We start from the raw sequence: 26,841 nt of genomic DNA on the forward strand, positions 1-26,841 counted from the left end.
AGACTTTTTGGCTGCTAGCGCTTATCCAGTAAGCGCTAGCAGCTATTAAATTAATAGCAATCTTTGGCTGGCAGGGCTTGCGCTCGCAGGGTTCGCACCCAAGCCGACGTGCCAGGCCCGCGGGTGAGCCGCCGGTGGGGCGAAGCCTGCGCTCAGCTGCGGCGCTTCAATCCCGCGTGACCCGCAGCACTTCCTCGCGGCTGGTGATGCCGGCGGCGATCAGCCGTTCGCCGTCTTCCCGCATCAGCGCCATGCCATCGGCGATGGCGGCGGTGCGGATGTTGGCTTCGGACGCCTGGTTGTGGATCTGCGCCCGGATCGCATCCGTGGTCACCAGCAGCTCGAACACGCCCGTACGGCCCGCGTAGCCCGTGTGGCCGCAGGCATCGCAGCCCGCACCGTGGCAATGGCTGCAGTACTTGCGCACCAGGCGCTGCGCCAGAACACCCAGCAGGGACGACGACAGCAGGAAGGGCTCGACCCCCATGTCCGTCAGGCGCGTGACGGCGCTGGCCGCATCGTTGGTGTGCAGCGTGGCCAGCACCAGGTGGCCGGTGAGCGAGGCCTGGATGGCGATCTGCGCGGTCTCGAAGTCGCGGATTTCGCCGATCATGATGATGTCCGGGTCCTGGCGCAGGATGGCGCGCAGGGCCTTGGCGAAGGTCAGCTCGATCTTGCTGTTGACCTGCGTCTGGCCCACGCCCGGCAGCTCGTACTCGATGGGGTCTTCCACCGTCATGATGTTGTTGCGCGTGGCGTCCAGGCGCCCCAGGCCCGCATACAGCGTCGTGGTCTTGCCCGAGCCGGTGGGCCCGGTCACCAGGATGATGCCGTGCGGCTGGCTGATCAGCCCCTCGAAGCGGCGCAGCGTGTCGCCCTGCATGCCCACGGCTTCAAGGCTCAGCTTGCTTTCGCTCTTGTCCAAAAGGCGCAGCACGGCGCGCTCGCCATGGGCGCTGGGCAGGGTGGACACGCGCACATCGATGGCGCGGGTGCCCAGGCGCAGGCTGATGCGGCCGTCCTGCGGCAGGCGCTTTTCGCTGATGTCCAGGTCGGCCATGATCTTCAGGCGCGAGATCAGCGCGGCATGCAGGGCGCGGTTGGGCTGCACCACCTCGCGCAGCGAGCCGTCCACGCGAAAACGCACGCTCGAGTGGCGCTCGTAGGGCTCGATGTGGATGTCGCTTGCGCCATCGCGCGCGGCCTGCGTGAGCAGGGCGTTGAGCATGCGGATGATGGGCGCGTCGCCGGCCGATTCCAGCAGGTCCTCCACGGCAGGCAGCTCCTGCATCATGCGGGAGAGGTCGGCATCGCTTTCGACCTCGCTCACCACGGTGGCGGCGCTCGATTCGCTGTGCGAATAGGCGGCGCTGATGCGCTGGGCCAGGGCCGGGGCATCGAGCGGCAGCAGCTGCTGCACGGCATGCTTGCGCAGCACTTCGGACAGCGCCCCCGCATCGGGGCTGGGGCCGTGCCACAGCACCAGCTGGTGGCCGTCATCTTCCAGCAGCAGCTGGGCCGTGCGCGCAAAGGCGTAGGGCAGGGGGTGGCGCATGGGGGTCAGGGCAAACGGGGTTGCACGGGGCTGGCTGGCAGCGATGCGGCGGTGGCGCCGGTGGCGTCCGGCCTGGGCGGCAAGGCCGGCAGCACAGGCGCACCGGACACCGAGCGCATCACCGTGCTGGGCGCCGGCTGGGTGGCCTGCTGCAATGCACGGATGGCTTCGTAACGGTCGATCATCAGCGCCTCGCTGGTGGCGTTGTCACGCACCACGATGGGACGCAGGAACACCATGAGGTTGGTCTTGTTGCGCGAGCGGTTCTCGCTCTTGAAGAGGTTGCCCAGCACGGGGATGTCGCCCATCACGGGCACCTTGTCCTGGCTTTGCGAGTAGCTGTCCTCCAGCAGGCCGCCGATGACGATGATGCTGCCGTCGTCCACCACCACATTCGACTCGATGGCGCGCTTGCTCGTCGTGGGCCCGTTGATGGAGCCCAGCGTGGCGCGGTCGATCTTGGAGACCTCCTGGTAGATGGACATCTTGACGGTGCCGTTCTCGCTGATCTGCGGGCGCACCTTGAGCATCAGCCCCACGTCCTTGCGCTCCACGGTGGTGAACGGGTTGACGGTGTTGTTGTTGCCCGTGTTGGCGTACGAGCCGGTGACAAACGGCACGTTGTCGCCAATGATGATCTTGGCTTCCTCGTTGTCCAGCGTCATCAGGTTGGGGGTGGAGAGCACGTTGGCATCGCCACTGTTTTGCAGAAAATTGGCCAGGGCGCCCAGGTAGTACTGGCCATTGATGCGCGGCGCCAGGGCGAGGTTCAGACCCTGACTCAGGCCGTTGGAGCCTGTTACCGCGCTGCCAATGGCGGCCGGGTTGCCCGATGCGAGGGCTGCGGTAATGCCCAGGATGTTCGCCCCGGCCTGGCCGGAGTTGGTGCCGATCACGCCCACCGTGCCATCGCCCTGCTTGCCGAGGATGCCCTGCCACTGGATGCCGAACTCGGCCAGCTTGTTGGCCGAGACTTCGACGATCAGGCTTTCCACCAGCACCTGGGCGCGGCGCCCGTCGAGCTTGTCGATCACGGCGCGCAGCTGGCGGTACTGGGGCTCGGGTGCGGTGATGATCAGCGAGTTGGTGGTGGGGTCGGCCTGGATCTGCCCACCGGTGGACGGCTCGTTGCTGGTACCGCTGCCCATGCTGCTGCCCATGCCCAGCCCTGTGTTGGTGCTGGAGCCCGACAGCCCGCCGCCCGCCGACAGGCCGCCTGCGCTGTTACCGCTGAGCCCGCCACCGGACGGTGCCGGTGCCGTGCTGCCCGCCGAACTGGCGCCCGCACCGCCGCCGGTGCCCATCGCTGCCATGGCAGCGCGCAGCGTGGTGGCCAGCTTGGTGGCGTCGGCGTTTTTCAGATAGACCACATGGATGTTGCCGCTGGCCGCGCTGCTGCCCGGCGCAGGCGGCTGGTCCAGCCGCTCCACAAGCGACCGCACCAGGGCCACGCGGGCCGGGTTGGCGGCGCGCAGGATCAGCGAGTTGCTGCGCGGCTCGGCAATGAGCGTGGTTTTGAACGAGGTGTCGGCCTGGCCGGGTGCTGCGCCCGCCGCGGGCGCCGCCGCGGTGCCGCTGCCGTCGATGAGGCGCGCCACCAGCGGCGCCATGTCGGTGGCAATGGCATTGCGCAGCGGGATCACCTCCACATCGCTGGCGTTGGACACATCCATGGCGGCCACGATGCGCGCCAGGCGCTGCAGGTTGTCGGCGTAGTCGGTGATCACCAGCGAGTTGTTGCCGGGGTTCACGTTGATGGTGTTGTTGGGGCTGATGAGCGGGCGCAGCACCGGCACCAGGTTGGCCGCGTTTTCAAAGTTGAGCTTGAAGATCTGCGTGACGATCTGCCCGCCCGCGGGCGCGCTGCCGCTGCTTCCTTGCACCACGCTCACGCTGCCACCCTGCAGCTTGGCGTCGGCCTCGGGCACCACCTTGTACAGGCCGGCCGCCTCCACCACCGTGAAGCCCTGCAGCCGCAGCGCCGCCAGGAACTGCTGGAACGCCGCAGCCGGGGGCACAGCGCGTTCCGTCACCAGGTTGAGCTGGCCTTTGACGCGCGGGTCCACCACCACGTTGCGGCCGGTGATGGTGGCCATGGTGCGCGCCACGGCCTCGATCTCGGCGTTGGCAAAGTTCAGCGTCACCGGCTCGCTCTGGCGCACGCTGCCGGTGCCCGTGTTCACAGCAGTTTGAGCAACAATTTGGCCGCTGGCGCTTGCCAGTAAAGCGCTGGCAGCTATTGTTTTGAGAGCGAATCGCAGGTGTGGCGAAAACAGGAAGTTCATAAAGTCAACCTACGGTGATGATGGAGCGCGCGCCACTGCGCCGTCCGATGATGTTCAGGAGATTGGACAGGGCCGCCTCACGCTCCGGGCTGGCGCTGGCCTCGCCCGCAAAGCGCAGGCGCTGGCCCACCCACTGGCCGGTGCCGCTGAGCTGCAGGTGCCCGTCCAGGGTGCTGAGCGTGAGCGTGGGCACATCACCACCCTGAAACACAAGCCGGTAGCTGCCCATGGGGCGCAGGGTGGACAGGCGCGAGGACATGGCCCGTGCCTGCACCTCGGCCTGGCCCCCCAGCACCATGCGGCCCGCGGCCCAGTTCACAGTCAGGGCCTGGGTGCGCAGGGCCAGCTGGCCCTGGGGTTGCAGCGTGTTCCAGGGGGTGCCCAGCCCGGCCAGCAAGGCGGCGGGCCATTGGCTCTGGCCATCGGCCACCGCCAGCTGCACACCGGCCCAGCGCACGCGCGCCTGTGCCTGCAGGGGCGCGGGGGTGCAGCAGCTGGTGTTCAGCTGCGCACGCACGCCGCCCAGTGCGGGGCGCAGCTTCCAGTCCACGCGGCCGGGCAGGGCGGCGCGGTCCTGGCTGGCAGCGCCGCCGGTCAGCACCAGTTGTGCCGAGCCTGTCCAGACCGTGCCGCGCGCCTGCAGCAGCTGCACCTGGCCGCCGGTGGCGCCGGCCACCGCACCGGCCAGCCAGTGGGCAGGGGCAAACACCACCACCGCCGGGAGCACGCCCGCCACTGCGCCCAGCAGCGCCCAGCCCCAGGCGCTCAGGGGCGCACGGGCGGCTGCAGGGGCTTTGCGAGGGCGGGAGGGGCTGACCACGGGTGCTTGGCAGAAATGAGAAGGATGTGCTCAAGGCTGGCCGGGGGGCAGCGCGAGCACCAGGGTGCCATCCCAGCGGGGCATGTCGGGTGGGGGATTGCCCAGCATGGCTGGTGCAGTGCCTGCAACGGGTGCCGCTGTGCTGCGCGTGAGGCGTGCCTCGACCGGGGCGGCCCGGGCATTGCTGCGGGCCTGTGCCAGCCACTGGCCCAGCGCATCGGCCGGGGCCCCCTTGAACGTGACCGTGGCGCGGTCGCCCACCATGTTGAGCTGCGCCGTGTTGCCCAGGCGCTGCGCGAGTGCGGTGCGCAGTGCACCGGCTGCGTCGCCGCGCCCGGTGGCGGGCGCTGCCTGCAGCTGCTGGGCCTCGGCGCGCAGGCTTTGCATGCGCTGCAGTTGCGCGTCCAGCTCGGCATGGCGCGCGGGTGCGTCACGCAGCGTGGACAGGGCCGGGGCCAGCGCCAGCCACCACAGCAGCGCGAACGCGACCAGGCCGCAGGCCGCAAGCACCAGCGTCTGCTCGCGCGGGGCCAGTGCCTGCCAGCGGGCGGCCAGTGCTGCAGAGGTGGGGGAGGGGGTCTTGCGTGTCATGGGGTGCCTTCCGCGCGCAGCAGCAGGCTGCCGTCGTCCAGCTGCGCCCGGTAGCCGGCGGCCTGCAAGCGGGCCGACAGTGCGGGTTCTTCATCCGGGGCCAGGGCAACGCCGCGCAGGCGCAGCTCGCCGGGCGAGTATTCGATGGTGGTCGGCTGGCGACCTGCGGGCAGGGCCGTGCCGGCGGCAGCCAGCAGCGGTTCCAGGTCGCGCGGTGAAACGCTGCCTGCTGCCTGCCGCAGTTGCGCCAGCTCCCGCTCCATCTGCAACGGTGCGTCCACCACCACCTGCACCTTGGGGAAGGTCTGGGTCAGCAGCGTGCGCACGGCGGTCTGTTTGGCGGCCAGTGTCTGGCGCTCCTTCCAGGCCCAGGCATTGAGCCCGACCAGGTGCGCCACCACCAGCAGCACGGCACCCCAGCGCGCAGCGCGCCACTGCGGGGCATGCAGCAGGGCACTGGCCACGCTGCCAGCCTTGCGCAGGGCCCGGGTGCGGCCCGTGCTGGCCAGTTCGAACTGCGCCAGATCCCAGTCGCCGCGCGCGGCCTCCAGCGCGCGCTGGCTGGCCGTGTGCAGCGTGGCGCGCTGCCCCAGCGTTTGCTCGGCCAGTGCGGCTACGGCAGGCTCGGCGCGCACCAGGGGTGCGTCATCCTCTTCGTCGGGCCCTGTGCCCGCCACCGTGCCGGCGCGGGCCAGTGCCATGGCCATGCTGGACAGGGGCAGCACGGCCACGCCGAGGTCCGCCCCCTGGCCGGTCAGCACCACACAGGCGTCTTCAGGCGTGCCCAGTGCACACAGTTCGGGGCGGCCACTGGGCGTGGGGCCGGGGGCAAATTCGGGCACCACACGGGCCACGCGGCGGCCCGCAGCTTCCAGGGCCTGCAGGTGTTCCCGCAGCCAGGCCCGGTCGCACACGGCCACCCACACAGGCGCGCCTGCGTGCGCGCCGGGCTCGATGGCAAAGTGCAGCTGGGCGGCGTCGTCCAGCACACGGTCTTCCAGCAGGCCCTCCAGAACCGACCGCAGGCGCGGTGTCTGCTGGCCTGCGCCCAGCGGCAGGCCCGGGGGGAGCTGTACGCGCTGCCACGACAGTGCCCGCGCGGGCACCACGGCCACCACCTCGCCGCCGGGGCGGGTGGGCTCGGGCAGCAGGGCGGCCGGGGCCGTGGCGTGGCGAAGGGCGGTGTGGCCGTCCGCCGTCAGCGTGTAGCTGTATTCGGTGGCGGGGCCCGGGCGGGCCGATGGCAGGAAAAGGATGAGGGTGCTCATGGACGGGTTTTGCAGGCCATTTTAGGGGGCAGGCATGACGGCGCCCGGTCCTGCCGGGGTCGGGTTGTGGTGGGCGCACTTCTCATCGCAGGGCCTGTTGCGGGGTGTCGGCAGTTTCGCGGTCGAACGCGCCGCGTTCGCGCCACAGCGTGGTGACCTCCATGCCGATCTTTCGCACCAGCGAACGCTCGTCCACCATGGCATCACCCAGTCGCAGGCGCCCGCGCACCTCGAAATAGGACGAGGCGACCGCCAGCGAGCCGACGGAACGGTCGTAGCCGGCGCCCAGCAGCGGGCGCGCATCTTCCAGCGTGCGGAAGTGGCGGGTTTCGCGGGTCTGCACGATCTGCTGGGCAGACGCCATGTCCAGCCCTTCAATGGCGGCCATCAGCACGTCCACATTGGCCGTGTTGATGTTGACCGGCGTGCGCACCGGCAGCAGAGTTACGTGCGGACTCAGCGCGGCAATGGTGGCCGGCGCCAGGCCCAGCCAGCCCAGCTGCGAGACGGAGGGGGGCATCAGCGGGGCGTCGGTGCTGCTGTCCTCTGCGGGCGCGGCCTGGGCACGCTGCAGGCCGCTGGCCAGCAGGGTGAGCTCTTGCCGGGGCAGCCCCAGGCGTTCGAACAGGCGGGTGAACTGCGCCAGCGTCACGGCCTGGTCGGCCGCGGTTCCCGTCAGGTTGCGCAGGTTCAGGCGGCCCTGCAGGTCCGAAATCTGGCCGGAAAGAAAGGCCTCGGTGGTGTCGGTGCTGGCGTCATCCACCTGGCTCACGTTCCTGTCGGCCGCGAGAAAGGTGGACAGCCGGGCCTCCTGCAGCGGCACGGCCCAGGGCTCTGCCAGGTGGTCCGCGCCGCCCGCGCGCCCGTCCTCCCGCAGGATGAGGCGCGACCAGTCCAGCGCGCCCACCAGAATCCAGGCCGATTGCACGTGGCCGCGCTCGGCGGTTTCGACCTCGACAGCACGCCATTGCTGCCACATGGCCGACGCCGCAAACGTGGCCACCAGCGTGACAGTGAGCATGGCCAGCAGCAGCGCCGCGCCATGCTGCGTTCGAATCCGGCGCTCGCCGGGCCGGGCGCTCATGACCGCCCCCCGCCCAGAACGGGGTTGATCCAGTCGCGCGTCAGCCGTCCGGCCAGGGCCTGGCCGGGCGGCAGGGTGATCTGCAGGCGCACACCATCCGGAAGGGCCGTGGTGCCCGCCGGGCTGGTGCCGGTGCTGGAGAGGGGGTTGGTCCACGCCCCGCCCCGGTAGTAGAAGATCTGCCATTCCTGCAGGGGCATCAGCGTCATTTCGTAGCGTCGCTCGGCCTCGCCGGGGCTGCGCGCCCACTGCGCGGCCAGCTGCCATGCCGCCTGCCAGTCGGCGCGGGTGCGCACGGGCGGCGACTGCCAGCGCATCCACTGGCCCGCACCCTGCGTGCCCCGGCGCGTCCAGGCCACGACCAGCGCGCCTTCGTCGGGCACCGCGCTGCTGCGCCGGGTCAGGCGCAGCACCTGGCCGTCCCAATCGAGCGGTGTGGTGTTGGCAATCGGCAGCAGCGCATCGAGGTCCGCCCCCCACTGGCCCAGCGCGGCCTGCAGCACCAGCATCTCGTCGGCCCGCTGCCGCGTGATCTCCTGCGCCCGCACCATGCCATCCAGCCCGCGCCAGCTCAGGATGGCCAGCAGGCTCATCACCGCAATGGCCAGCAGCAGCTCGACCAGGGTGAAGCCGCGCGAGCCCCGGGCCTTCGAAACCGGCGTGGCGCCATCGCGAGGACGGCCAGCAAGGGCCGCCCCGCAGCAAAGGCCGTCGTCCCCTCGGGGGGATGCCGCAAAGCGGCTCAGGGGGGCATCGCTAGTACCTTCCCACGATGGTGGACACCCGCAGGATGGAGTTGCTGCCATCCAGCACCTGCGCATCGACCCGGCGAAAACTCGGGTTCGGCGTGGGGCGCACGATCAGCGCCACCGTGAGCTGGCGCCCCGCCTGCTCGCAGGTGACCGTGCTGTCGCCCACGCTGGGCATCTGTCGCGACAGGCGCGCAGCGACCAGTTCGTTCTCGGCGCACAGCTGGGCCAGCACGATGTCGGACTGGCGCAGGGCATTGCGGGTGAGGGCGGTGGTGGCCTGCAAGCCCGCCATGAGCGCGATCGCGACGATGCCCAGTGCCACCAGCACCTCCACCAGCGTGAAGCCGCGCTGCGGCGCGCGGCGGAGAGGGGCGCGCCGTGTGCTCACCGGGCGGGCTCGACGGTGAAGGGGCGCACGCCGTCGGTGGCCACGCGCAGCGTGCGTTCGGGATGGGCCTGGTGGGTGATCAGCACCTGCTGCGGGCCAATGAGCGGCTCGGGCCCCAGCACCAGCACCGTGGGTGCCAGCACCGTGGTGCCCGCGTCCAGCCACTGGCTGGGCAGTGCCGCCTGGGCACTGGGTGGCAATCCTTCGAAGCGGAAACCGCCTGCGTCGCCGCGCCAGCGCACCGGAATGCCGCCAGCCCGCGACTGCGCCCGTGCCGATTCGAGCAGTGCTGCCAGCCGTGCCGCCTCGCGCTCGATCAGCGCCTGCCCGCTGTCGCGCAGGGCCAGCCCCACGCCAGCAGTGGCCAGCGCGACGATGCTGACGACCACCAGCAACTCCAGAAGCGTGAAGCCGCGTGAGCGGTTCATGAGCGGTTCATGGGCGCTTGTGGCGCGCGGTGGAGGTGAACAGCGACACGCGGTGCGCGTCCGTGGGGGCCAACGGTTTCGCCGCCGGGCCGTCCCAAGGCGAAATGCGGCCCCCTCGGGGGGCAGGGAGCGACACGCAGTGCGCGACCGTGGGGGCCAACGGTTTCGCCGCCGGGCCGCCCCAAGGCGAAATGCGGCCCCCTCGGGGGGCAGGGAGCGACACGCAGTGCGCGACCGTGGGGGCCAACTGTTTCGCCGCCGGGCCGCCCCAAGGCGAAACGCGGCCCCCTCGGGGGGCAGGGAGCGACACGCAGTGCGCGACCGTGGGGGCCATCTTCACTGCCAGCTGCCAATATCGGCATTCTTGCCTTCGCCGCCCGATTGGCCGTCGGCGCCGAACGACATCACGTCGATCTCCCCCTTGATGCCGGGGTTCAGGTACTGGTAGGGGCGGCCCCAGGGGTCGTTGGGCAGCTTTTCGAGGTACAGCTTCCAGTTGATCGGCGCCGGGCCCGCGGTGGGCCGGTTGATCAGCGATTGCAGGCCCTGCTCGGCCGTGGGGTAGCGCTGGTTGTCCAGGCGGTAGAGCTTGAGCGCCTGCATGATGTTGGTGATGTCGGTGCGGGCGGCAGTCACCCGGGCGTCGTCGGCGCGGTCCAGCACATTGGGCACGATGAGGGCGGCCAGCACGCCGATGATGACCAGAACCACCATCAGCTCGATGAGGGTGAAGCCACGGGCCACGGTCCGGGCCAGACGGCGGGGGGCGGAGCGCACGAAGAGAGGAAAGGAAGTGTTCACTGCAGGCGGTCTCTCGGAGGGTCGGATCGCGTGAATCATAATCCGCGCATGGTGACCAACACATACAGCAAATGGGGCGTCCGTCTGGGGACTCTGGCACTGTGGGCCGCCGCAGGCGTCAGTGTGGTCTTTTGGGGACTGCGTCTGTCGGCCCCGGCGGCCGGCCCCGGCGCTCCCGTGGTGCTGCCCGCGTCTGTGGTGCCCGACGCCCAGGCCCTCGCCCGCCTGCTGGGCGCGGCGCCCGAAGCGCCGGGTGCTGCGCCCGCGGCGCCTGTGGCTTCTTTGGCCAGCCGGTTTGTGTTGATTGGCGTGCTTTCGGGGCGCAGCAGCGGCGGGGGCGCGGCGCTGATTGCGGTGGACGGCAAACCTGCCAAGCCGTTCCGGGTGGGCGCTGCGGTGGAGGAAGGGCTGGTGCTGCAGGCACTGGGCCCCCGCCAGGCCCAGCTGGGCCCTGATGCGGCGGGGCCGGCCACCCTCACGCTGGACATGCCGCTTCAGCGGTGATTCCTGTCGGGGGCGCAGGTCCGGGGGCTAACCCAGCTCGATCCGCTCCCACTCGCCCCAGCCCGGCGCGGCAGTGGGCCATTCTTCCGAGCGGGGTATTAAGCTGGCGCCGTGCTTCATGAGCCACGCCACGCTGCGGATCACCCCGGCGTGGGTGACCCACACCACATCCTGCGTGGCCCCGGTGCAATGGTCCTCCAGCGCAGCCGCCACGCGGGCCAGCACGGCCGACAGGTTTTCCCCGTGGCCCGGGCGGTAGCTGGCGAAGGCGGCGGTCCAGGCGTCGATGTCGCTACGGGCAATGGCGTCCCAGGGGCGCCCCTCCCAGTCGCCAAAGTCCATCTCGCGCAGACGGGCGTCGGATTTTGAGGTCAAATCAGGCCGCAGCGCTTTCAGTGATTGCGCGAGCAGCTCACATCTTTGTAGCGTTGAATGCACCAGTCTGGCCTGCGGAGGTAGCTCGCGGGCCAGGCGCTGTGCGGCAGCTCGGGTGGCGGTGATGTCGGCAGCCAGGTCCAGCGCCCCGTAGCAGGTGCCCGGCGCGACCAACGGTGCTGCATGGCGCACCAGCCAGAGGCGGGCCACGGGCCTCACACCCAGCGCAGGGCCAGCGCCGCGCCCAGGTAAAAGCCGATTTCGCTGACCTGCTGCATGGCGCCCAGGCAGTCGCCCGTGAAGCCCTGCAGCCTGCGCGCGAACCACCGGGCCATCCAGGCGGCCGCAAAGGCACTTGCCAGCACGGATGCTATCAAAAATATAGCTGCTTGCGCTTTCCAGACAAGCGCCAGCGGCACAAAACACCATAAAACGGCTGCCACCAGCGCAGGGCCTGAAATCTGGTCGGCCAGCGGCTTGCTTTTGGACCGCGCCGTGTCACCCACATGCGGCAGGCTGCGCACGATGAGCAGGGGCCAGAAACGCGACAGCACATGCGCCCCCACCAGCGCGGCCACGGCGGCCAGCAGGCTGTGGGCACCCAGCAGCGCCAGAAGGCTGAGCTTGGCCAGCAGCGCCAGCACCAGCGCCATGGCGCCAAACGCGCCGATGCGCGAGTCCTTCATGATGTCCAGCGCGCGTTCGCGGTCGTAGCTGCCGCCCAGGCCGTCGGCGACGTCGGCCAGGCCGTCTTCATGGAAACCGCCGGTCATCAGCACCGTGGCAATGGTGCAGAACACGGCGGCCACAGCCGGGGCCAGCGGGTTGGGCGCCAGGGCCCAGTGCAGCGCGGCATACACGGCCGTGGACAGCAACGCCGCCAGCCAGCCAATGCCCGGAAAGTGCGCCGCACTGGCGCGCAGCATGGCCGGGCTGTAGCCCACCCACGCTGCCAGCCGCCCGGTGATCGGTATGCGCGTGAAGAACTGCACGGCCAGCAGGTAGTGGCGCAGGGCTTGCATAGGCGGGCTGGGGCTATATCAACAAATTTGATAGCTGCCAGCGCTTGATGGATAAGCGCTGGAGGCCAATTTGACTCATATTTGGCTATTTGGACCGCAGGAACAGCCGGTACGCCGGGTTCAGCGTCTCTTCCACATACGGATAGCCCAGCGTGGCCAGGAAGGCGTCGAACGTGGCGGCGTCTTCGGCCGGCACCTGCATGCCCACGAGGATGCGGCCATAGTCGGCGCCCTGGTTGCGGTAGTGGAACAGGCTGATGTTCCAGGTCGGCTGCATCAGGCTCAAAAACTTGAGCAGCGCGCCCGGCCGCTCGGGGAAGGTGAAGCGCATCAGGCGTTCGTCCTGCGCAAGGGCCGAATGCCCGCCCACCAGATGGCGCAGGTGCTCCTTGGCCAGTTCGTCGTGCGTCAGGTCCAGCGCCTCGAAGCCGTGGCGGCCGAAGTTCTTCGCAATCTTTTCCGATTCGCCCTTGCCGTTGGTCGTGAGGCCCACGAACACATGGGCCCGGGCGGCGTCGCTGATGCGGTAGTTGAACTCGGTCACATTGCGCGGGCCGCCCGGCAGTGCGCCGATCACTTCGCAAAAGCGGCGGAAGCTGCCGCGTTCTTCCGGAATGGTGACGGCCAGCAGCGCCTCGCGCTCTTCGCCCACCTCGGCGCGCTCGGCCACGAAGCGCAGGCGGTCGAAATTCATGTTGGCGCCGCAGAGGATGGCGGCGTAGGTCTCGCCCCGGGTCTTGTTCTTGGCCACATACTGCTTGATGGCCGCCACGGCCAGCGCGCCCGCGGGCTCGACGATGCTGCGCGTGTCCACAAAGATGTCCTTGATCGCAGCGCAGACGGCATCGGTGTCCACCGTGATGAACTCGTCCACCAGGCCGCTGTGGGCGATGCGGAAGGTCTCCTCGCCCACCAGCTTGACGGCGGTGCCGTCCGAGAACAAACCCACATCGGCCAGCGTCACGCGCTCGTGGGCTTGCACCGACTGGATCATCGCGTCCGAGTCGTTCATCTGCACGCCAATGATCTTGATCTCGGGCCGTACGGCCTTGATGTAGTTGGCCACGCCTGAGATGAGCCCGCCGCCTCCAATGGCCACGAACACGGCATCCAGCCGGTTGCTGCCCAGGCTTTGCAGCTGGCGCAGGATCTCCATGGCGATGGTGCCCTGGCCGGCAATGACGTCCGGGTCATCGAACGGGTGCACGAAGGTCAGGCCCTGTTCCTTCTCCAGCTTCACCGAATGGCCGTAGGCATCGGAATAGCTCTCGCCAAACAGCACCACCTCGCCGCCCAGCGTCTTCACGGCGTCGATCTTGAGCTGCGGTGTGGTGGTGGGCATCACGATCACGGCGCGCGTGCCCAGCCGGTGGGCGCTCATGGCCACGCCTTGCGCGTGGTTGCCGGCCGAGGCGCAGATCACCCCGCGTGCCAACTGCTCTGGCGTGAGGTGCGCCATCTTGTTGTAGGCGCCGCGCAGCTTGAAGCTGAAGACGGGCTGCTGGTCTTCGCGCTTCAGAAGCACCTTGTTGTGCAGGCGGCGGCTGAGGTTCCTGGCGGGCTCCAGCGCCGACTCCACGGCCACGTCGTACACGCGGGCGGTCAGGATTTTTTTGAGGTAGTCGGCGGGGGTGAGGTGCAGGGGCATGGCAGGAGCAAGGTGAAGACCGCCGCAGCGCAGTGGGCGGGGCCACATCATAGGGGGTCGGTTTCCAAGGGCGCCAAGCGGTGAACGCACGCGCGCCGCGCGCCGGGCCAAAAAAAAGCCCCGGGCCGTGAGGCCTGGGGCTGAATCCATCCTTTGAGGAGATGGAGGAGACAATCGGTGCGGGGAAAAAGCTGGAAACTTCGTTTCGGTCTTTGTTCCATCTGCTTCGTTATTGATTGAAAAGCAGCGCTTGGGTCGAAGTTTAGCGCGAGTTGTGTTGCATTGCAGCAAAATCCTCATCAAATTTGTCGCACCGGATGATTCCGTGCGAAAAAACCACGTCAAAACACAGTCACCAAGGAGAAATACAAATGGAATGCACAGTCAGCTGGACGGGCGGGGCCGGAACACGGTCGGGCATGGGTTTTGTGGCCGAAACCGGCAGCGGCCATGTCCTGACCATGGACGGCGCCCCGGATGCCACCCACCCCGCCAACGGCGGTCAGAACCTCGCCCCCCGCCCCATGGAAACCGTGCTCGCCGGCACCGGCGGCTGCACGGCGTATGACGTGGTGTTGATCCTCAGGCGCGGCCGCCACGATGTGCGTGGCTGTACCGTCAAACTGACCACGGAGCGTGCCGACACCGATCCCAAGGTTTTCACCAAAATCCACATGCACTTCACGGTGGCCGGCAAGGCCATACCAGCTGCAGCAGTTGAGCGGGCCATCGCGATGAGCCATGACAAATACTGCTCGGCCAGCATCATGCTGGGCAAGACGGCCGACATCACCACCAGTTTCGAGGTGAACGAAGCCTGAAGCGGCCGACCTGCGGGACCGACCCGCAACCACTTCAGAGGTAGTGCGCCGTGGTGGTCATGACCTTTGCGGCCGCACGCATGGCTGCACGGGCAGGCGCGGGCAACTCCAGCGCCCCCGACGCCCGGGCCTGTGCTGCATGCCGCTCTTCATCTTCTTTCATGCGCGCCACCACGGCCCGGGACGCCACATCCTGCAGCGGTAGCCGGCCCAGATGTCCGCTCAGGTGTTCCGCCACCTGCTTCTCGGTTTCCACCACAAATCCCAGGCTGGCCCGGTCGCTGACCTTGGCGGCCACCAGGCCCAGGGCGAAGGCGCCCGCAAACCAGACCGGGTTGAGAATGCTGGGGCGGGCGCCCAGGGCATCCAGGCGCTGCTGTGTCCACGCGAGGTGGTCCGTTTCTTCTCTTGCGGCCTCTTGGAGATGGGCGCGCAACTGCGGGTCCCGCGTGACGGCGGCCTGCGCCGTGTACAGCGCCTGGGCGCACACTTCACCCACGTGATTGACCCGCATTAAGGCTCCGGCCAGCTTCTTCTGTGCCGGATCGAGGGCTGCCTCGGGCACGCCGTGGGCCGGTGACTTCTCGGAAGCCAGGGGCTTGGCAAAGAGTGTGCGCAATGCGTTGTCTGCTGCGGTCAGGAGCGCGTCCATGTAAACCTTTGAGGTGGCGGGATGTGCAACACAAATTGCACTCCGATACAAATAAAAGCCGGGCGGGGCACCTCCCCGGTGCGTCAACTCCCCGATTTTGACGGGACTTGGTGAAATGTTGCAACACTGCAACGAATTTCCCCTTTCGACCCGATTGTGGGTGAATTCCTTTGCGAAACCGGGCCGGGTCTGGTGCAATAAGAGCAACTTCCCCACCAGGAGGTTGGCCCGGGGAACCGGCGGGACTGTGCAGGTGTGCATTCACCATAGACCCCCCGTACCGGCGCCCTATGTTTAACCTTGGAGTAACTCGCAATGAAAAAATCCCTGATTGCCCTGGCCGTGCTGGCTGCTTCCGGCGCTGCAATGGCTCAATCGTCCGTGACCCTGTACGGCGTGGCCGATGCAGCCCTGGTCAAGTCCAGCGGTGTTAGCGCCCAAATGGGTTCGGCCAGCATCATGAACAACGGTACTAGCCGTATCGGCCTGCGTGGCGTTGAAGATCTGGGCGGCGGTCTGACGGCTTCCTTCAACTTCGAACAAGGCGTGAACCTGGAAGACGGCGCTCTGACGGGCGGCGCTGCAGGTGCTTGGAATCGTGCTGCTTTCGTGGCTCTGTCGGGTGGTTTTGGTAAGTTCCAAATGGGTCGTGCCCTGAACCCCAGCTTCTTCGGTATCGCTGCCTGGGAACTGACCGGCACCGCTAACTACTCTGTTGTGGGCACCCAATTCGGCTACGCTGCCGCTGGTCCTCGTAACAACAGCATGTTCATGTACAACACGCCCAAGATGGGCGGTTTCTCCGGCTCGTTCGGCTACGTGATGAAGCCTGACAACGGTGGCAATGCCAAGTACGACCTGAACCTGATCTACGCAAACGGCCCTCTGGCTACTGCTCTGTCGTACAACAGCGTGAAGAACGGCAATGACGGTCTGGCACTGGGTGCTTCGTATGACTTCGGTGCATTCAAGATCGCCGGTTCGTTGCAAGATTCTGATATCGCTGGTACGGATGCAGATCCCAAGGGCTTCACCCTCGGCGCTACCGTGCCCCTGGGTGCATTCGCTCTGACCCTCGATATCGCTCGCGATACCGAGTTCAAGGACACCGACGTGCTGCTGGAAGGCAAGTACGCTCTGTCCAAGCGCACGTTCGCTTACGCTGCCTACTACAAGGACGGCGACAAGAAGCTGGTTACCGGCGCAAAGAACCACTTCTCCGTGGGTGTTCGCCACAACTTCTGATGGGGTGCTGGCGTAAGCCAGTGACCATTAGTCAAAAAAACCGCCACCCTTCGGGTTGGCGGTTTTTTTATGAGTAATCGTTGTGGCGCGATTTTTGCTTGTTTTGAGTTGCGAAAATGGAATTTCGGCCTTGATATCACTGCTATCACAACGGTACAAAACCCCACTGCAGCTTGGTATTCAGGGATTTCCCGTTAGCTATAGAGCAACCTTTACTGCATAGTAAAACTTTTAATCAAGAGGGTTCCATGAAACTCAATTTCAGTCTGTTGTCGGTGGCCGCTGCTGTGGCCTTGCTCGCAGCCCCCGCCTTGCATGCCAAGCCATTCAAGTGGGCCAGCCAGGGGGAAATTTCCACTTGGGATATTCATTCGCAGAACAATGCGCTGCAAAACGGGCTGCATGCGAATGTGTACGAAAGCCTGGTGTACTACAACAGCAAGACATTTGACGTGGAGCCCGTGCTTGCCACTGCGTGGAAGGAGATTAGCCCCACGCAGATGCGTTTTACGCTCCGCCAGGGCGTGAAGTTCCATGACGGCTCCGCGTTCACGGCCGATGATGCTGTGTATTCAATACAGCGCGCCATGGCCAAGACTTCCAACTTCACGCCCTACGTGCAGGGCATCAGTAAAGTGGTGAAGGTGGACGCGCAAACCATTGACGTCATTCTGACTGCACCAAATCCGGTGTTGCTGCGCCAGATGACCGAGCTGCGCATGATGAGCAAGGCGTGGGCTGAAAAGAACAAGTCGGTAGACCCGAAGGACATGAAGGCATCCGACGAAAATTTCGCACACCGCAACGCAATGGGCACCGGCCCCTACACGCTGGAATCCTGGCAGCCTGACGTGAAGATGGTGTTCAAGCGCAACCCCAACTGGTGGGGCAAGATGGATGGCAACGTGACTGAGATCGTGTACACGCCGATCAAGTCCGCTGCCACGCGCATAGCGGCGCTGCTGTCAGGCGAAGTGGACATGGTGCTTGATCCTACACCGCAGGATCTGGGTCGCTTGCGTGCCAGCCCCGACCTGAAGGTGATCGATGGTATTGAGAATCGCACCATCTTCCTGGGTATGGATCAGTTCCGCGATGAGTTGCCAGGCTCCAACATCAAGGGCAAAAACCCGCTCAAGGATGTTCGCGTGCGCAAGGCGCTGTACCAGGCCATCGACGCAGAAACCATTTCACGCAACATCATGCGTGGGTTGGGCAAGCCCACGGGCACCATCGTGGCGCCTCAGGTGGCCGGTTATACCGAGGCTGTTGGCAAGCGCTTTCCGTACAGCGTAGAAGCTTCCAAGAAGCTGCTTGCAGAAGCCGGTTACCCGGACGGTTTTGAGGTCGACTTTGCCTGTCCGAACAATCGCTACATCAATGATGAAGCCATCTGCCAGGCTGTCACTGCCATGTGGTCCCGCGTGGGTGTGAAAGCCAAGCTTCGCACCATGCCGCTGGTGAACTATTTCCCCATGATCCAGCGTTACGAAGCCAGCATCTACATGCTGGGCTGGGGTGTGCCTACCTTTGATGCGCTGTACAGCCTGCAGTCCCTCGTGCGCACGGTCGGCCAGGGTGGCGACGGCAATTACAACGTAGGCCGTTACAGCAACCAGCGCATGGACTATCTGGTGGACCGCATCAAGGCGGAGACCGATGCTCCTGTGCGCGCCCGCATGCTGACGGAAGCACTGCAGCTTTCCAACGACACGGTGTCTCACATTCCTTTGCATGACCAGGTGATCCCATGGGCGGTAAAGAAGAATATTGAGCTCGTCCATCGCGCAGATAACCGCGTGGACATGCGTACGGTCAAGGTGAACTGATTTATCCTCGACACACTGAGAGCAAGGGCCCTGCGGCCCTTGCTCTCTTTGGTTTAGTTTGACGACGTATTGCCTGACAGCGCCCCCGCCATCAAAAGTGGCTGCGGCGTTCCCATCGAACACTCACTCGACTCTCCGATGCTTGCCTTTATATTGCGCCGCCTGATACAGGCTGTGATTGTCATGGTCACGGTGGCCTTCATCTCCTTCATGCTGTTCCAGTACGTAGGAGATCCCGTGGTGTTCCTGCTGGGCCAGGATGCCACTCCCGAACAGATTCGCGAGCTGCGCGCTTCGCTGGGGCTGGACAAACCGTTTTTCGTGCAGTTCTGGCACTTTCTGGTGAATGCCGCTCAAGGTGAGTTTGGCCTGAGCCTGCGCCAAGGTGCCAAGGTGTCACGCCTGATTGCCGAACGTTTCCCTGCAACGCTGGAGTTGGCGCTGGTTGCCGCCTTCCTGGCGCTGGTCATTGGCGTGCCGATGGGCGTATATGCCGCACTCAAGCGCGGCACGTTCACCAGCCAGGTGTTCATGACGCTGTCGTTGCTGGGCGTTTCCCTGCCTACATTCCTCATCGGCATCCTGCTGATTCTGGTGTTCGCCGTCACGCTGGGCTGGTTCCCGAGCTTCGGCCGCGGCGAAGTTGTGCAGATGGGCTGGTGGAGCACGGGCCTGCTCAAGGCCAAGGGCTGGCACCACATCACCCTGCCGGCCATCACCTTGGCCATCTTCCAGCTCACGCTGATCATGCGTCTGGTGCGTGCAGAAATGCTGGAGGTGCTGCGCACCGATTACATCAAGTTCGCGCGTGCACGGGGCTTGTCCAATCGCGCTATCCACTTTGGCCATGCGCTCAAGAACACGCTGGTGCCTGTGATGACCATCACGGGGTTGCAACTGGGTGGTCTGATCGCCTTTGCGATCATCACCGAGACGGTGTTCCAGTGGCCTGGAATGGGTCTGCTGTTCATCCAGGCTGTAACGTTCGCCGACATCCCGGTGATGGCCGCCTACCTGTGTCTGATTGCGCTGATTTTCGTGGTGATCAACCTGGTGGTGGACCTGTTGTACTTCGCCGTCGATCCGCGGTTGCGCGTGGGCAAGGCAGGAGGCCACTGATGCAGGGCCCACGCCTGAAGGCCGGCGGCCGGGCGTTTGCGCACATTGCGCAGTACCACCCTGAGCTGACTGCGCTGCGCAGGGATTTGCATGCCCACCCTGAACTGGGCTTTGAGGAGATCTACACCAGCAAACGCGTCAAGGAGGCGTTGGCGCTCTGCGGTGTGGATGAGATCCATGAAGGGATTGGCCGCACCGGCGTGGTGGGCGTGATCCGGGGGCGCAGCACTTCCAGCGGCAGCATGGTCGGCTTGCGCGCCGACATGGACGCACTTCCGCTGGCCGAGCACAACGATTTCTCCTGGAAGTCCTGCAAGCCAGGCCTCATGCACGGTTGCGGTCATGACGGCCACACCACCATGCTGGTGGGGGCTGCACGCTATCTGGCCGAGACACGCAACTTCGACGGCACCGCCGTGCTGGTGTTTCAGCCGGGTGAAGAGGGGTTTGCGGGTGCGCGCGTGATGATGGAAGACGGCTTGTTTGACCGGTTTCCGGTGCAGTCGATCTACGCAATGCACAACTGGCCTGCCATGAAGCCCGGCACCGTGGGTATCAACTCCGGCCCCATGATGGCAGCGGCCGACCGCTTCACCATCGAGATCACCGGACGCGGCGGACACGGTGCCCATGCCTACCAGACCGTGGATGTGCTGGTCGTTGCAGCGCACATCATTACAGCGGCCCAAAGCATCGTGTCGCGGAACGTGCGCCCCATTGAAAGCGCCGTGGTGAGTATCTGCGCCGCGCAGGCGGGCGATCTCGGCGCCTTCAGCGTGCTGCCCGGCTCCGCCACGCTGGTGGGTACGGTGCGCACGTTCGATCCCGTGGTGCAGGAGATGGTGGAAAAGCGCCTGAAGGAACTGTGCAACGCGATTGCACTGGGCTTTGGCGCAACCGCTACCGTGCACTACGAGCGCATCTACCCCGCCACGATCAATAGTGAAAGTGAAGCCCTTTTTGCGGGCGATGTGGCCGAGTCTCTGCTGGGCGCCGACCATGTGGTGCGCGACCTGGAGCCCAGCATGGGCGCAGAAGACTTTTCCTTCATGCTGCAGAACAAGCCGGGAGCCTACTTGCGCATTGGCCAGGGCACTGGCGCCAGCGGCAGTGCCCTGCACAACAGCCGGTACGACTTCAACGACGATATCTTGCCCTTGGGCTCCGCCTTGCATGCCAGCTTGATCGAGCAGGCCATGCCACTGGCAACACCCTGACTGTAAACAGCGTCCACAAACGCCACTACCAAGACCGATCCGACTGTCCCGTTCCTTCGCCCCCATTTCATCACCAGGAGATTTCTATGAAATTCCAGAAGAAAGTCGCCCTTACTGCTGTCTTTGCTGCCCTGGCTGCGGCCGGGCTCGCAGCCAACGCACAAACCATCCGTATCGCAAACCAGGGCGATGCCCTGTCGATGGACCCGCACTCGCTCAACGAGTCGCTTCAGCTGAGCGTGACCAGCAATGTGTACGAGCCCTTGGTGGGTCGCAACAAGGATCTGAGCCTGGCCCCCGCGCTCGCGACCAGCTGGAAGCAGACTTCGCCTACGGTCTGGCGCTTCGAACTGCGCAAGGGCGTGCAGTTTCATGACGGAACGCCTTTCACTGCAGACGACGTGGTTTTCAGCTTTGCCCGGACTCAGGTGGACGGCTCTGACATGAAGAGCTACACCAATGATTTCAAGGAAGTCCGCAAGATCAATGACCATACGGTAGAAATCGAGACCAAGACGCCATTCCCCATCCTGCCCGACGTGATCTCGCAAGTCTTCATCATGAGCAAGAAGTGGTGCGAGACCAACCAGGCCATGGGCCCGGTGGATCGCCGCAAGGGCATCGAGAATGCGGCATCGTTCCGCGCCAACGGCACCGGCCCGTTCCGTCTGCGCGAGCGCCAGCCGAATGTCCGCTCGGTTTTCACCCGCAACGGCACTTACTGGGGCACCATCGAGGGGAATGTCTCGGAAGTGGTCTTCACGCCCATCGGTAACGACGCAACCCGCGTGGCTGCCCTGCTCTCGGGCGAGGTGGATGTGATGGAACCGATTCCGGTGCAGGACATCGAGCGGGTGAACGCCAGCGCAAATACGCGCGCCATCACGGGCCCCGAGTTGCGCACGATCTTTTTGGGCATGGACCAAAAGCGCGATGAACTGCTCTACTCCAACGTCAAGGGCAAGAACCCCTTCAAGGACAAGCGCGTGCGCCAGGCTTTCTACCAGGCCATCGACATCGAGGGCATCAAGCGCACGGTCATGCGCGGCGCCTCCAACGTATCTGCGCTCATGGTCGGCCCTGGCATCAATGGTTTCCAGCCTGATGCAAAGCGCCTGCCCTTCGATGTGGAAGCCGCCAAGAAGCTCATGGTGGAAGCCGGATATCCCAACGGTTTTGAAGTGGCCATGAACTGCCCCAATGACCGCTACGTGAACGATGGCCGCATCTGCCAGACGGTGGCCGCCAATCTGTCGCGCATCAACGTCAAGGTGAACCTCCAGGCGGAGACCAAGGGAACCTATTTCCCCAAGGTGTTGCGCCGCGACACCAGCTTCTACATGCTGGGCTGGACGCCTTCCACCTACGACGCACACAACGCCCTGAACGCGCTGATGGCCTGTGTCGACGACAAGGGTGCGGGGCAGTTCAACCTGGGTGCTTACTGCAATCCCAAGGTGGACGAGCTGACCAAGAAGATCCAGGCGGAGACCGACAAGGTCAAACGTGACGCGATGATCAAGGAAGCGTTTGACCTGCACTCGGCCGATATCGGTCATCTGCCACTGCATCAGCAATCCCTGGCCTGGGGCGTGAGCAAGAAGGTCAAGCTCGTGCAGCTGGCCGACAACTACATGCCGTTCAAGTGGATGAGCATCGAGAAATAAAGACCGACACCGACAGGTCGTAGAGAGGTAGTACGAAGGTACGACTTAGCTATCGCTAATTGACAGCCTGGAAGCAACGCACGGCTGCTACCCGCGCCGTGCGTTGTTGCATGTTTACTGGTTTCCCACAATGAAAACTACCCTTGCCCGCTGGTTTGACAGCGATATCGGCTACAGCTTCCGTACATCGCCCATGGCGATGGTGGCAGCTGCCATTGCCCTGATTTGCGTGTTCTGTTCGCTTTTTGCCGGATGGGTCGCGCCCCACAACCCGTTTGATCTGGCTACGCTGGAGCTCAGCGATGCCCGGTTGCCCCCGGCCTGGAGTGCCGAAGGCTCCATGAAGTACCCGCTGGGTACCGACGATCAGGGCCGTGACATCCTTTCCGCGCTCATCTATGGCGCGCGCATCTCCCTCGTGGTGGGCCTCGCTTCGGTGGTGCTGTCCGTGGTGGTGGGCGTGGCGTTCGGCCTGCTGGCCGGCTTTCGGGGCGGCTGGATCGATGCCGTTCTGATGCGCCTGTGCGACGTGATGCTGTCGTTCCCCGCCATCCTGGTGGCCCTGCTGATTGCCGGTGTCGGTCGCGCGCTGTTCCCGAACGCGCACGAGTCGTTGGCCTTTGGTGTGTTGATCATCTCCATCTCCCTCACCGGCTGGGTGCAGTACGCCCGCACGGTGCGTGGCTCCACGCTGGTGGAGCGCAACAAGGAATATGTGCAGGCCGCCCGCGTCACCGGCGTGTCGCCCCTGCGCATCATGCGCAAGCATGTGCTGCCCAACGTGATGGGCCCCGTGATGGTGCTCGCCACCATCCAGGTGGCCACGGCCATCATCACCGAGGCCACGCTGTCGTTTCTGGGCGTAGGCGCGCCACCCACATCGCCCTCGCTGGGCACCCTGATTCGCATCGGCAACGACTACCTGTTCTCCGGCGAATGGTGGATCACCGTCTTCCCCGGCGCCATGCTGGTGCTGATCGCCCTGTCCGTGAACCTGCTGGGCGACTGGCTGCGCGACGCGCTGAATCCTCGCCTGCGTTAAGTGGCATTCGCAGTATTTTTGAAGCAGGCACACAACCCATGTCTCTCCTAGAAGTCAAAAACCTCGTAGTCGAATTTCCGGGCCGCCGCGGTACCCTGCGCGCCCTGGACGACATTTCCTTCTCCATCGCACCCGGCGAGATCCTGGGCGTCGTGGGGGAGTCCGGCGCGGGCAAGTCGCTTACCGGCGCCGCCATCATCGGCCTGCTGGAACCGCCGGGCCGCGTCGCATCCGGCCAGATCCTGCTGGAAGGCCAGCGCATCGACAACCTCGGCAATGAAGAGATGCGCCACATCCGTGGCCGTCGCATCGGTGCCATCTTTCAGGACCCACTGACCTCGCTGAACCCGCTCTACACCGTGGGCCGGCAGATCACTGAAACCATTCTTGCGCACTTGCCGGTCACGCCTGCCGAGGCGCGTCAGCGTGCCATTGCACTGCTCAAGGACACTGGCATCCCTGCCGCGGAAGAGCGCATCGACCACTACCCGCACCAGTTCTCGGGTGGCATGCGCCAGCGCGTGGTGATTGCCCTGGCCCTGGCCGCAGAGCCCAAGCTCATCGTGGCCGACGAGCCCACCACCGCGCTCGACGTGTCCATTCAGGCGCAGATCATCACGCTGCTGAAAAACATCTGCAAATCGCGCGGCGCTGCCGTCATGCTGATCACCCACGACATGGGTGTGATTGCCGAGACCTGCGACCGTGTGGCCGTGCTGTACGCCGGCCGCGTGGCCGAGATCGGCCCTGTGCATGACGTGATCAACAAACCCTCGCACCCCTACACCAGCGGCCTCATGGCGTCCATCCCCGACATGACGGTGGACCGCGAGCGCCTGAACCAGATTGACGGAGCCATGCCCCGCCTGAACGCCATCCCCCAGGGCTGCGCCTACAACCCGCGCTGCCCCAAGACCTTTGACCGCTGCATGACAGACCGCCCCGACCTGATGGATGCCGGCTCCACCCGAGCCGCCTGCTGGCTGCACGCTGGCGCCACGACGAAGACTGCCGAGGTGACAGCATGAGCGCCGCCCCTACAAGCCCCGCCGTGAAGAGCAAGGCTCTGGTGCAGGCACACGACCTGGCCAAGACCTTTGATGTGTCCGCTCCCTGGCTCAACCGCGTGATCGAACGCAAGCCGCGTACCCTGCTGCACGCCGTGGACGGCGTGAGCTTCGAGATCGAAAAAGGCAAGACCCTGGCCCTGGTGGGAGAGTCCGGTTGTGGCAAAAGTACCGTGGCACGCCTGCTGGTCGGCCTGTATGAGCCCACTCGCGGCGGCCTGACGTTCGACAACCAGGATGCGCACGCCGCCTTCAAGGGCAACGATGCGCGCGCCATGCGCCGCCGCATCCAGATGATCTTCCAGGACCCGTACGCCAGCCTGAACCCCCGCTGGCTGGTGGAAGACATCATCGGCGAGCCGCTCAAGGAACACGGCCTCATCACCGACAAGGCCGAGCTCAAGCAGCGCGTGGGCGAGCTGCTCAAGTCCGTCGGCCTGTCGCCGCTGGACATGGTGAAGTACCCGCACCAGTTCTCGGGCGGGCAGCGCCAGCGCATCTCGATTGCGCGCGCCCTGGCTACCGAGCCCGAGTTTCTGGTGTGCGACGAGCCCACCAGCGCGCTCGACGTTTCGGTGCAGGCGCAGGTGCTCAACATCATGAAGGACCTGCAGCGCGAGCGGCAGCTCACCTACCTGTTCATCAGCCACAACCTGGCGGTGGTGCGCCACGTGAGCGACCAGGTCGGCGTGATGTACCTGGGCCGCCTGGTGGAGCTGGCCGACAAGCACACGTTGTTTGACACGCCACGCCACCCCTACACGCGCATGCTGCTCGATGCCATCCCCAAGATGCACGACACCGGCAAGGCGCGCACCCCCGTGCAGGGCGAGGTGCCCAACCCGCTCAACCCGCCGCCCGGCTGCGCCTTCAACCCCCGCTGCCCGCACGTGAACGACCGCTGTCGCACCGAGCGCCCCAAGCTGTTGACCATTGGCGGCATCCGCATCGCGTGCCACGCGGTGGAAGAAGGTCGGATCTGAAAGTTTCCTTCCAGTCACGCCACTCTCAAGGAAACCCAAAGATGAAATATTCGCCTCGCAAGGCGCTGGCGGTGGCTCTGCTGTGCCTGTGTGTGGGGGCTCCTGTCACCCATGCCAAGACTTTCAAGTGGACGAGCCAGGGGGACATCACCACGTGGGACATCCACGCGCAGAACCTCGCGCTGCAAAACGGCCTGCACGCCAACGTGTATGAAAGCCTGGTGTACTACAACAGCAGGACTTTCGAAGTCGAGCCGATGCTGGCGGCCTCCTGGAGGGAGATCAGCCCCACTCAGATTCGGTTCGTGCTGCGCCAGGGCGTCAAATTCCATGACGGCTCAGCGTTCACCGCAGACGATGTGGTGTTCTCGCTGGGGCGGGCGCAGGCCAAAACCTCGCAGTTTGGCCCCTATGCGCAGGGTATCGCCAAGGTGGTCAAAGTGGATTCCGGCACGGTGGATGTGTTTCTCAACAGCCCCAACCCGGTGTTGCTGCGCCAGATGACCGAATTGCGCATGATGAGCCGTGCCTGGGCCGAGAAACACAAGGCCACGGAACCGCTCAACACCAGCAACCTGGCAGACAAGGCGAATGAAACGTTTGCCCACCGCAATGCCATGGGCACCGGCCCTTTCATGCTGGAATCCTGGCAGCCCGGTGTGCGCATGGTTTTCAAGCGCAACCCGCAGTGGTGGGGGGCCATGGCGGGCAATGTGACGGAAATTGTCTACACCCCAGTCAAGTCCACTGCGGCCCGTACCGCAGCCTTGCTGTCGGGAGAAGTGGACATGGTGCTTGACCCTGCACCGCAGGAGCTGCGCCGCTTGCGTTCGGATGCGAACCTTCAGGTCATAGACGGCCTGGAAAACCGGACCATATTTCTCGGGATGGACCAGTTTCGCGACGAACTCGTGGGCTCCAACGTCAAAGGCAAAAACCCGTTGAAAGACGTGCGCGTGCGCAAGGCACTCTATCAGGCGATCGACACAGACGTGATCACACGCAGCATCATGCGCGGGCTGGGGAAACCGACGGGAGCACTTGTGGCGCCCCAAGCCGCGGGATGGGGCCCGGAAATTGGCAAGCGCCTTCCCTACGATGTAGAGGGGGCAAAACGGCTGATGGCTGCCGCTGGGTACGTGGAGGGTTTCGAGGTGGATCTGGCATGCCCCAACAACCGCTACATCCATGATGCGGACATCTGCCAGACCGTGATGCTCATGTGGGCGCGCATCGGTGTGATGGCCAAGGTGCGCACCATGCCGATGGCGACGTTCTTCCCGATCATCCAGCGCAACGAAGCCAGTATCTACCTGCTGGGCTGGGGCGTTCCGACGTTTGACGCCCTGTACAGCCTCCAGTCACTGGTGCGCACGGTGGGCAGCGGTGGCGATGGCGAATACAACCTTGGTCGCTACAGCAATCCGGAGATGGACAAGCTGGTAGACCGTATCAAGATCGAAACCGATGCTGCGGCGCGCACCCGGTTGATGACGCAGGCACTGCAGCTTGCCAAAGACACGGTGGCCTACATTCCACTTCATGATCAGGTCATTCCCTGGGCCGTAAAAAAGAACATCGAGCTGGTGCACAGGGCTGACAACCGTGTCGACATGCGCCACGTCAAGATCAACTGACGACGGCATTCGCTCATCACCCGCATCACAGGCTCCCCAAG

General features: G+C 65.3%; 25 protein-coding genes. 11 read left to right on the forward strand and 14 right to left on the reverse strand.

Going from position 1 to position 26,841, the window contains the following annotated elements; all coding sequences use genetic code 11:
- Positions 1-166 precede the first annotated feature (166 nt).
- The 10 genes from KYG_RS14080 to gspG all read right to left on the reverse strand — a co-directional run bounded on the left by KYG_RS14080 (position 167) and on the right by gspG (position 9,972).
- A complete protein-coding gene (locus KYG_RS14080; protein WP_008905584.1) occupies positions 167-1,555 on the reverse strand; it encodes a GspE/PulE family protein in 1,389 nt (462 codons plus the stop codon).
- Between the two features lie 5 nt (positions 1,556-1,560).
- Positions 1,561-3,840: a type II secretion system secretin GspD gene (gene gspD / locus KYG_RS14085; RefSeq protein ID WP_034694714.1), complete on the reverse strand. Its 2,280-nt coding sequence runs from the start codon at positions 3,838-3,840 to the stop codon at positions 1,561-1,563.
- 4 nt (positions 3,841-3,844) lie between these two features.
- A complete protein-coding gene (gspN, locus tag KYG_RS14090) occupies positions 3,845-4,660 on the reverse strand; it encodes a type II secretion system protein N (RefSeq protein WP_008905586.1) in 816 nt (271 codons plus the stop codon).
- A gap of 30 nt (positions 4,661-4,690) precedes the next feature.
- Complete coding sequence (gene gspM / locus KYG_RS14095) at positions 4,691-5,251, reverse strand: type II secretion system protein GspM (RefSeq protein ID WP_008905587.1); 561 nt, start codon at positions 5,249-5,251, stop codon at positions 4,691-4,693.
- The gene (gene gspL, locus KYG_RS14100) at positions 5,248-6,519 is read right to left on the reverse strand and encodes a type II secretion system protein GspL (protein ID WP_008905588.1); all 1,272 of its coding nucleotides are present in this window, start codon (positions 6,517-6,519) and stop codon (positions 5,248-5,250) included. The genes gspM and gspL overlap by 4 nt, the downstream gene beginning before the upstream one ends.
- Before the next feature lie 82 nt (positions 6,520-6,601).
- Positions 6,602-7,603, reverse strand: coding sequence for a type II secretion system minor pseudopilin GspK (gene gspK, locus KYG_RS14105; protein ID WP_008905589.1), 1,002 nt, complete (start codon positions 7,601-7,603; stop codon positions 6,602-6,604).
- The gene (locus KYG_RS14110) at positions 7,600-8,409 is read right to left on the reverse strand and encodes a type II secretion system protein J (RefSeq protein WP_085942585.1); all 810 of its coding nucleotides are present in this window, start codon (positions 8,407-8,409) and stop codon (positions 7,600-7,602) included. The genes gspK and KYG_RS14110 overlap by 4 nt, the downstream gene beginning before the upstream one ends.
- Complete coding sequence (gene gspI / locus KYG_RS14115) at positions 8,360-8,743, reverse strand: type II secretion system minor pseudopilin GspI (RefSeq protein ID WP_008905591.1); 384 nt, start codon at positions 8,741-8,743, stop codon at positions 8,360-8,362. Before gspI ends, KYG_RS14110 begins: the two co-directional genes overlap by 50 nt.
- On the reverse strand, positions 8,740-9,171 hold the full coding sequence (locus KYG_RS14120) for a prepilin-type N-terminal cleavage/methylation domain-containing protein (RefSeq protein WP_008905592.1): 432 nt from the start codon (positions 9,169-9,171) through the stop codon (positions 8,740-8,742). Before KYG_RS14120 ends, gspI begins: the two co-directional genes overlap by 4 nt.
- Positions 9,172-9,507: 336 nt before the next feature.
- Positions 9,508-9,972 (reverse strand): type II secretion system major pseudopilin GspG, encoded by a 465-nt coding sequence (gene gspG / locus KYG_RS14125; RefSeq protein WP_008905593.1) that lies wholly within the window; start codon positions 9,970-9,972, stop codon positions 9,508-9,510.
- 48 nt (positions 9,973-10,020) lie between these two features.
- Here gspG and KYG_RS14130 point away from each other — a divergent pair, with 48 nt between their 5' ends.
- A complete protein-coding gene (locus KYG_RS14130) occupies positions 10,021-10,476 on the forward strand; it encodes a type II secretion system protein N (RefSeq protein ID WP_008905594.1) in 456 nt (151 codons plus the stop codon).
- Positions 10,477-10,503: 27 nt separating this feature from the next.
- Here the strand turns inward: KYG_RS14130 and KYG_RS14135 are convergent, their stop codons facing one another.
- From KYG_RS14135 to ilvA, 3 genes are all read right to left on the reverse strand, one after another.
- Entirely contained in the window at positions 10,504-11,061 is a 558-nt protein-coding gene (locus KYG_RS14135; protein WP_008905595.1) for a histidine phosphatase family protein, read from the reverse strand.
- Between the two features lie 5 nt (positions 11,062-11,066).
- The gene (cobS, locus tag KYG_RS14140; RefSeq protein ID WP_008905596.1) at positions 11,067-11,873 is read right to left on the reverse strand and encodes an adenosylcobinamide-GDP ribazoletransferase; all 807 of its coding nucleotides are present in this window, start codon (positions 11,871-11,873) and stop codon (positions 11,067-11,069) included.
- Between the two features lie 85 nt (positions 11,874-11,958).
- A complete protein-coding gene (gene ilvA / locus KYG_RS14145) occupies positions 11,959-13,521 on the reverse strand; it encodes a threonine ammonia-lyase, biosynthetic (RefSeq protein WP_034694719.1) in 1,563 nt (520 codons plus the stop codon).
- Positions 13,522-13,892: 371 nt separating this feature from the next.
- Here ilvA and KYG_RS14150 point away from each other — a divergent pair, with 371 nt between their 5' ends.
- Positions 13,893-14,342, forward strand: coding sequence for an OsmC family protein (locus KYG_RS14150; RefSeq protein ID WP_008905598.1), 450 nt, complete (start codon positions 13,893-13,895; stop codon positions 14,340-14,342).
- 34 nt (positions 14,343-14,376) lie between these two features.
- Here KYG_RS14150 and coq7 read toward each other — a convergent pair whose 3' ends face one another.
- The gene (coq7, locus tag KYG_RS14155) at positions 14,377-14,994 is read right to left on the reverse strand and encodes a 2-polyprenyl-3-methyl-6-methoxy-1,4-benzoquinone monooxygenase (RefSeq protein ID WP_008905599.1); all 618 of its coding nucleotides are present in this window, start codon (positions 14,992-14,994) and stop codon (positions 14,377-14,379) included.
- Positions 14,995-15,309: 315 nt separating this feature from the next.
- Here coq7 and KYG_RS14160 point away from each other — a divergent pair, with 315 nt between their 5' ends.
- From KYG_RS14160 to KYG_RS14200, 9 genes are all read left to right on the forward strand, one after another.
- Positions 15,310-16,239, forward strand: a complete 930-nt coding sequence (locus tag KYG_RS14160; RefSeq protein ID WP_008905600.1) for a porin — start codon at positions 15,310-15,312, stop codon at positions 16,237-16,239.
- A 248-nt stretch (positions 16,240-16,487) separates the two neighbouring features.
- On the forward strand, positions 16,488-18,068 hold the full coding sequence (locus tag KYG_RS14165; RefSeq protein ID WP_008905601.1) for an ABC transporter substrate-binding protein: 1,581 nt from the start codon (positions 16,488-16,490) through the stop codon (positions 18,066-18,068).
- Between the two features lie 138 nt (positions 18,069-18,206).
- Complete coding sequence (locus KYG_RS14170; protein WP_008905602.1) at positions 18,207-19,187, forward strand: ABC transporter permease; 981 nt, start codon at positions 18,207-18,209, stop codon at positions 19,185-19,187.
- On the forward strand, positions 19,187-20,404 hold the full coding sequence (locus tag KYG_RS14175) for a M20 aminoacylase family protein (protein ID WP_008905603.1): 1,218 nt from the start codon (positions 19,187-19,189) through the stop codon (positions 20,402-20,404). Before KYG_RS14170 ends, KYG_RS14175 begins: the two co-directional genes overlap by 1 nt.
- An 86-nt stretch (positions 20,405-20,490) precedes the next feature.
- Positions 20,491-22,071 (forward strand): ABC transporter substrate-binding protein, encoded by a 1,581-nt coding sequence (locus KYG_RS14180; protein WP_008905604.1) that lies wholly within the window; start codon positions 20,491-20,493, stop codon positions 22,069-22,071.
- Positions 22,072-22,201: 130 nt separating this feature from the next.
- Complete coding sequence (locus KYG_RS14185; protein WP_008905605.1) at positions 22,202-23,113, forward strand: ABC transporter permease; 912 nt, start codon at positions 22,202-22,204, stop codon at positions 23,111-23,113.
- 38 nt (positions 23,114-23,151) lie between these two features.
- The gene (locus KYG_RS14190; protein ID WP_008905606.1) at positions 23,152-24,141 is read left to right on the forward strand and encodes an ABC transporter ATP-binding protein; all 990 of its coding nucleotides are present in this window, start codon (positions 23,152-23,154) and stop codon (positions 24,139-24,141) included.
- The gene (locus tag KYG_RS14195; protein ID WP_008905607.1) at positions 24,138-25,163 is read left to right on the forward strand and encodes an ABC transporter ATP-binding protein; all 1,026 of its coding nucleotides are present in this window, start codon (positions 24,138-24,140) and stop codon (positions 25,161-25,163) included. Before KYG_RS14190 ends, KYG_RS14195 begins: the two co-directional genes overlap by 4 nt.
- 41 nt (positions 25,164-25,204) lie before the next feature.
- Positions 25,205-26,800: an ABC transporter substrate-binding protein gene (locus KYG_RS14200; protein WP_008905608.1), complete on the forward strand. Its 1,596-nt coding sequence runs from the start codon at positions 25,205-25,207 to the stop codon at positions 26,798-26,800.
- The last annotated feature ends 41 nt before the right edge of the window (positions 26,801-26,841 follow it).

Origin of the sequence: Acidovorax sp. NO-1, assembly GCF_000238595.1 — a bacterium.
Classification (GTDB): Bacteria; Pseudomonadota; Gammaproteobacteria; order Burkholderiales; family Burkholderiaceae_C; genus Acidovorax.

Excerpts from the sequence above, each read along its gene's own strand:
- KYG_RS14080 (WP_008905584.1), bottom strand. The coding sequence starts at position 1,555 with ATGCGCCACCCCCTGCCCTACGCCTTTGCGCGCACGGCCCAGCTGCTG.
- gspD (WP_034694714.1), bottom strand. The coding sequence starts at position 3,840 with ATGAACTTCCTGTTTTCGCCACACCTGCGATTCGCTCTCAAAACAATA.
- gspM (WP_008905587.1), bottom strand. The coding sequence starts at position 5,251 with ATGACACGCAAGACCCCCTCCCCCACCTCTGCAGCACTGGCCGCCCGC.
- gspL (WP_008905588.1), bottom strand. The coding sequence starts at position 6,519 with ATGAGCACCCTCATCCTTTTCCTGCCATCGGCCCGCCCGGGCCCCGCC.
- gspK (WP_008905589.1), bottom strand. The coding sequence starts at position 7,603 with ATGAGCGCCCGGCCCGGCGAGCGCCGGATTCGAACGCAGCATGGCGCG.
- KYG_RS14110 (WP_085942585.1), bottom strand. The coding sequence starts at position 8,409 with ATGGCAGCAACTCCATCCTGCGGGTGTCCACCATCGTGGGAAGGTACT.
- KYG_RS14120 (WP_008905592.1), bottom strand. The coding sequence starts at position 9,171 with ATGAACCGCTCACGCGGCTTCACGCTTCTGGAGTTGCTGGTGGTCGTC.
- KYG_RS14130 (WP_008905594.1), top strand. The coding sequence starts at position 10,021 with ATGGTGACCAACACATACAGCAAATGGGGCGTCCGTCTGGGGACTCTG.
- cobS (WP_008905596.1), bottom strand. The coding sequence starts at position 11,873 with ATGCAAGCCCTGCGCCACTACCTGCTGGCCGTGCAGTTCTTCACGCGC.
- ilvA (WP_034694719.1), bottom strand. The coding sequence starts at position 13,521 with ATGCCCCTGCACCTCACCCCCGCCGACTACCTCAAAAAAATCCTGACC.
- KYG_RS14150 (WP_008905598.1), top strand. The coding sequence starts at position 13,893 with ATGGAATGCACAGTCAGCTGGACGGGCGGGGCCGGAACACGGTCGGGC.
- coq7 (WP_008905599.1), bottom strand. The coding sequence starts at position 14,994 with ATGGACGCGCTCCTGACCGCAGCAGACAACGCATTGCGCACACTCTTT.
- KYG_RS14160 (WP_008905600.1), top strand. The coding sequence starts at position 15,310 with ATGAAAAAATCCCTGATTGCCCTGGCCGTGCTGGCTGCTTCCGGCGCT.
- KYG_RS14165 (WP_008905601.1), top strand. The coding sequence starts at position 16,488 with ATGAAACTCAATTTCAGTCTGTTGTCGGTGGCCGCTGCTGTGGCCTTG.
- KYG_RS14170 (WP_008905602.1), top strand. The coding sequence starts at position 18,207 with ATGCTTGCCTTTATATTGCGCCGCCTGATACAGGCTGTGATTGTCATG.
- KYG_RS14175 (WP_008905603.1), top strand. The coding sequence starts at position 19,187 with ATGCAGGGCCCACGCCTGAAGGCCGGCGGCCGGGCGTTTGCGCACATT.
- KYG_RS14180 (WP_008905604.1), top strand. The coding sequence starts at position 20,491 with ATGAAATTCCAGAAGAAAGTCGCCCTTACTGCTGTCTTTGCTGCCCTG.
- KYG_RS14185 (WP_008905605.1), top strand. The coding sequence starts at position 22,202 with ATGAAAACTACCCTTGCCCGCTGGTTTGACAGCGATATCGGCTACAGC.
- KYG_RS14190 (WP_008905606.1), top strand. The coding sequence starts at position 23,152 with ATGTCTCTCCTAGAAGTCAAAAACCTCGTAGTCGAATTTCCGGGCCGC.
- KYG_RS14195 (WP_008905607.1), top strand. The coding sequence starts at position 24,138 with ATGAGCGCCGCCCCTACAAGCCCCGCCGTGAAGAGCAAGGCTCTGGTG.
- KYG_RS14200 (WP_008905608.1), top strand. The coding sequence starts at position 25,205 with ATGAAATATTCGCCTCGCAAGGCGCTGGCGGTGGCTCTGCTGTGCCTG.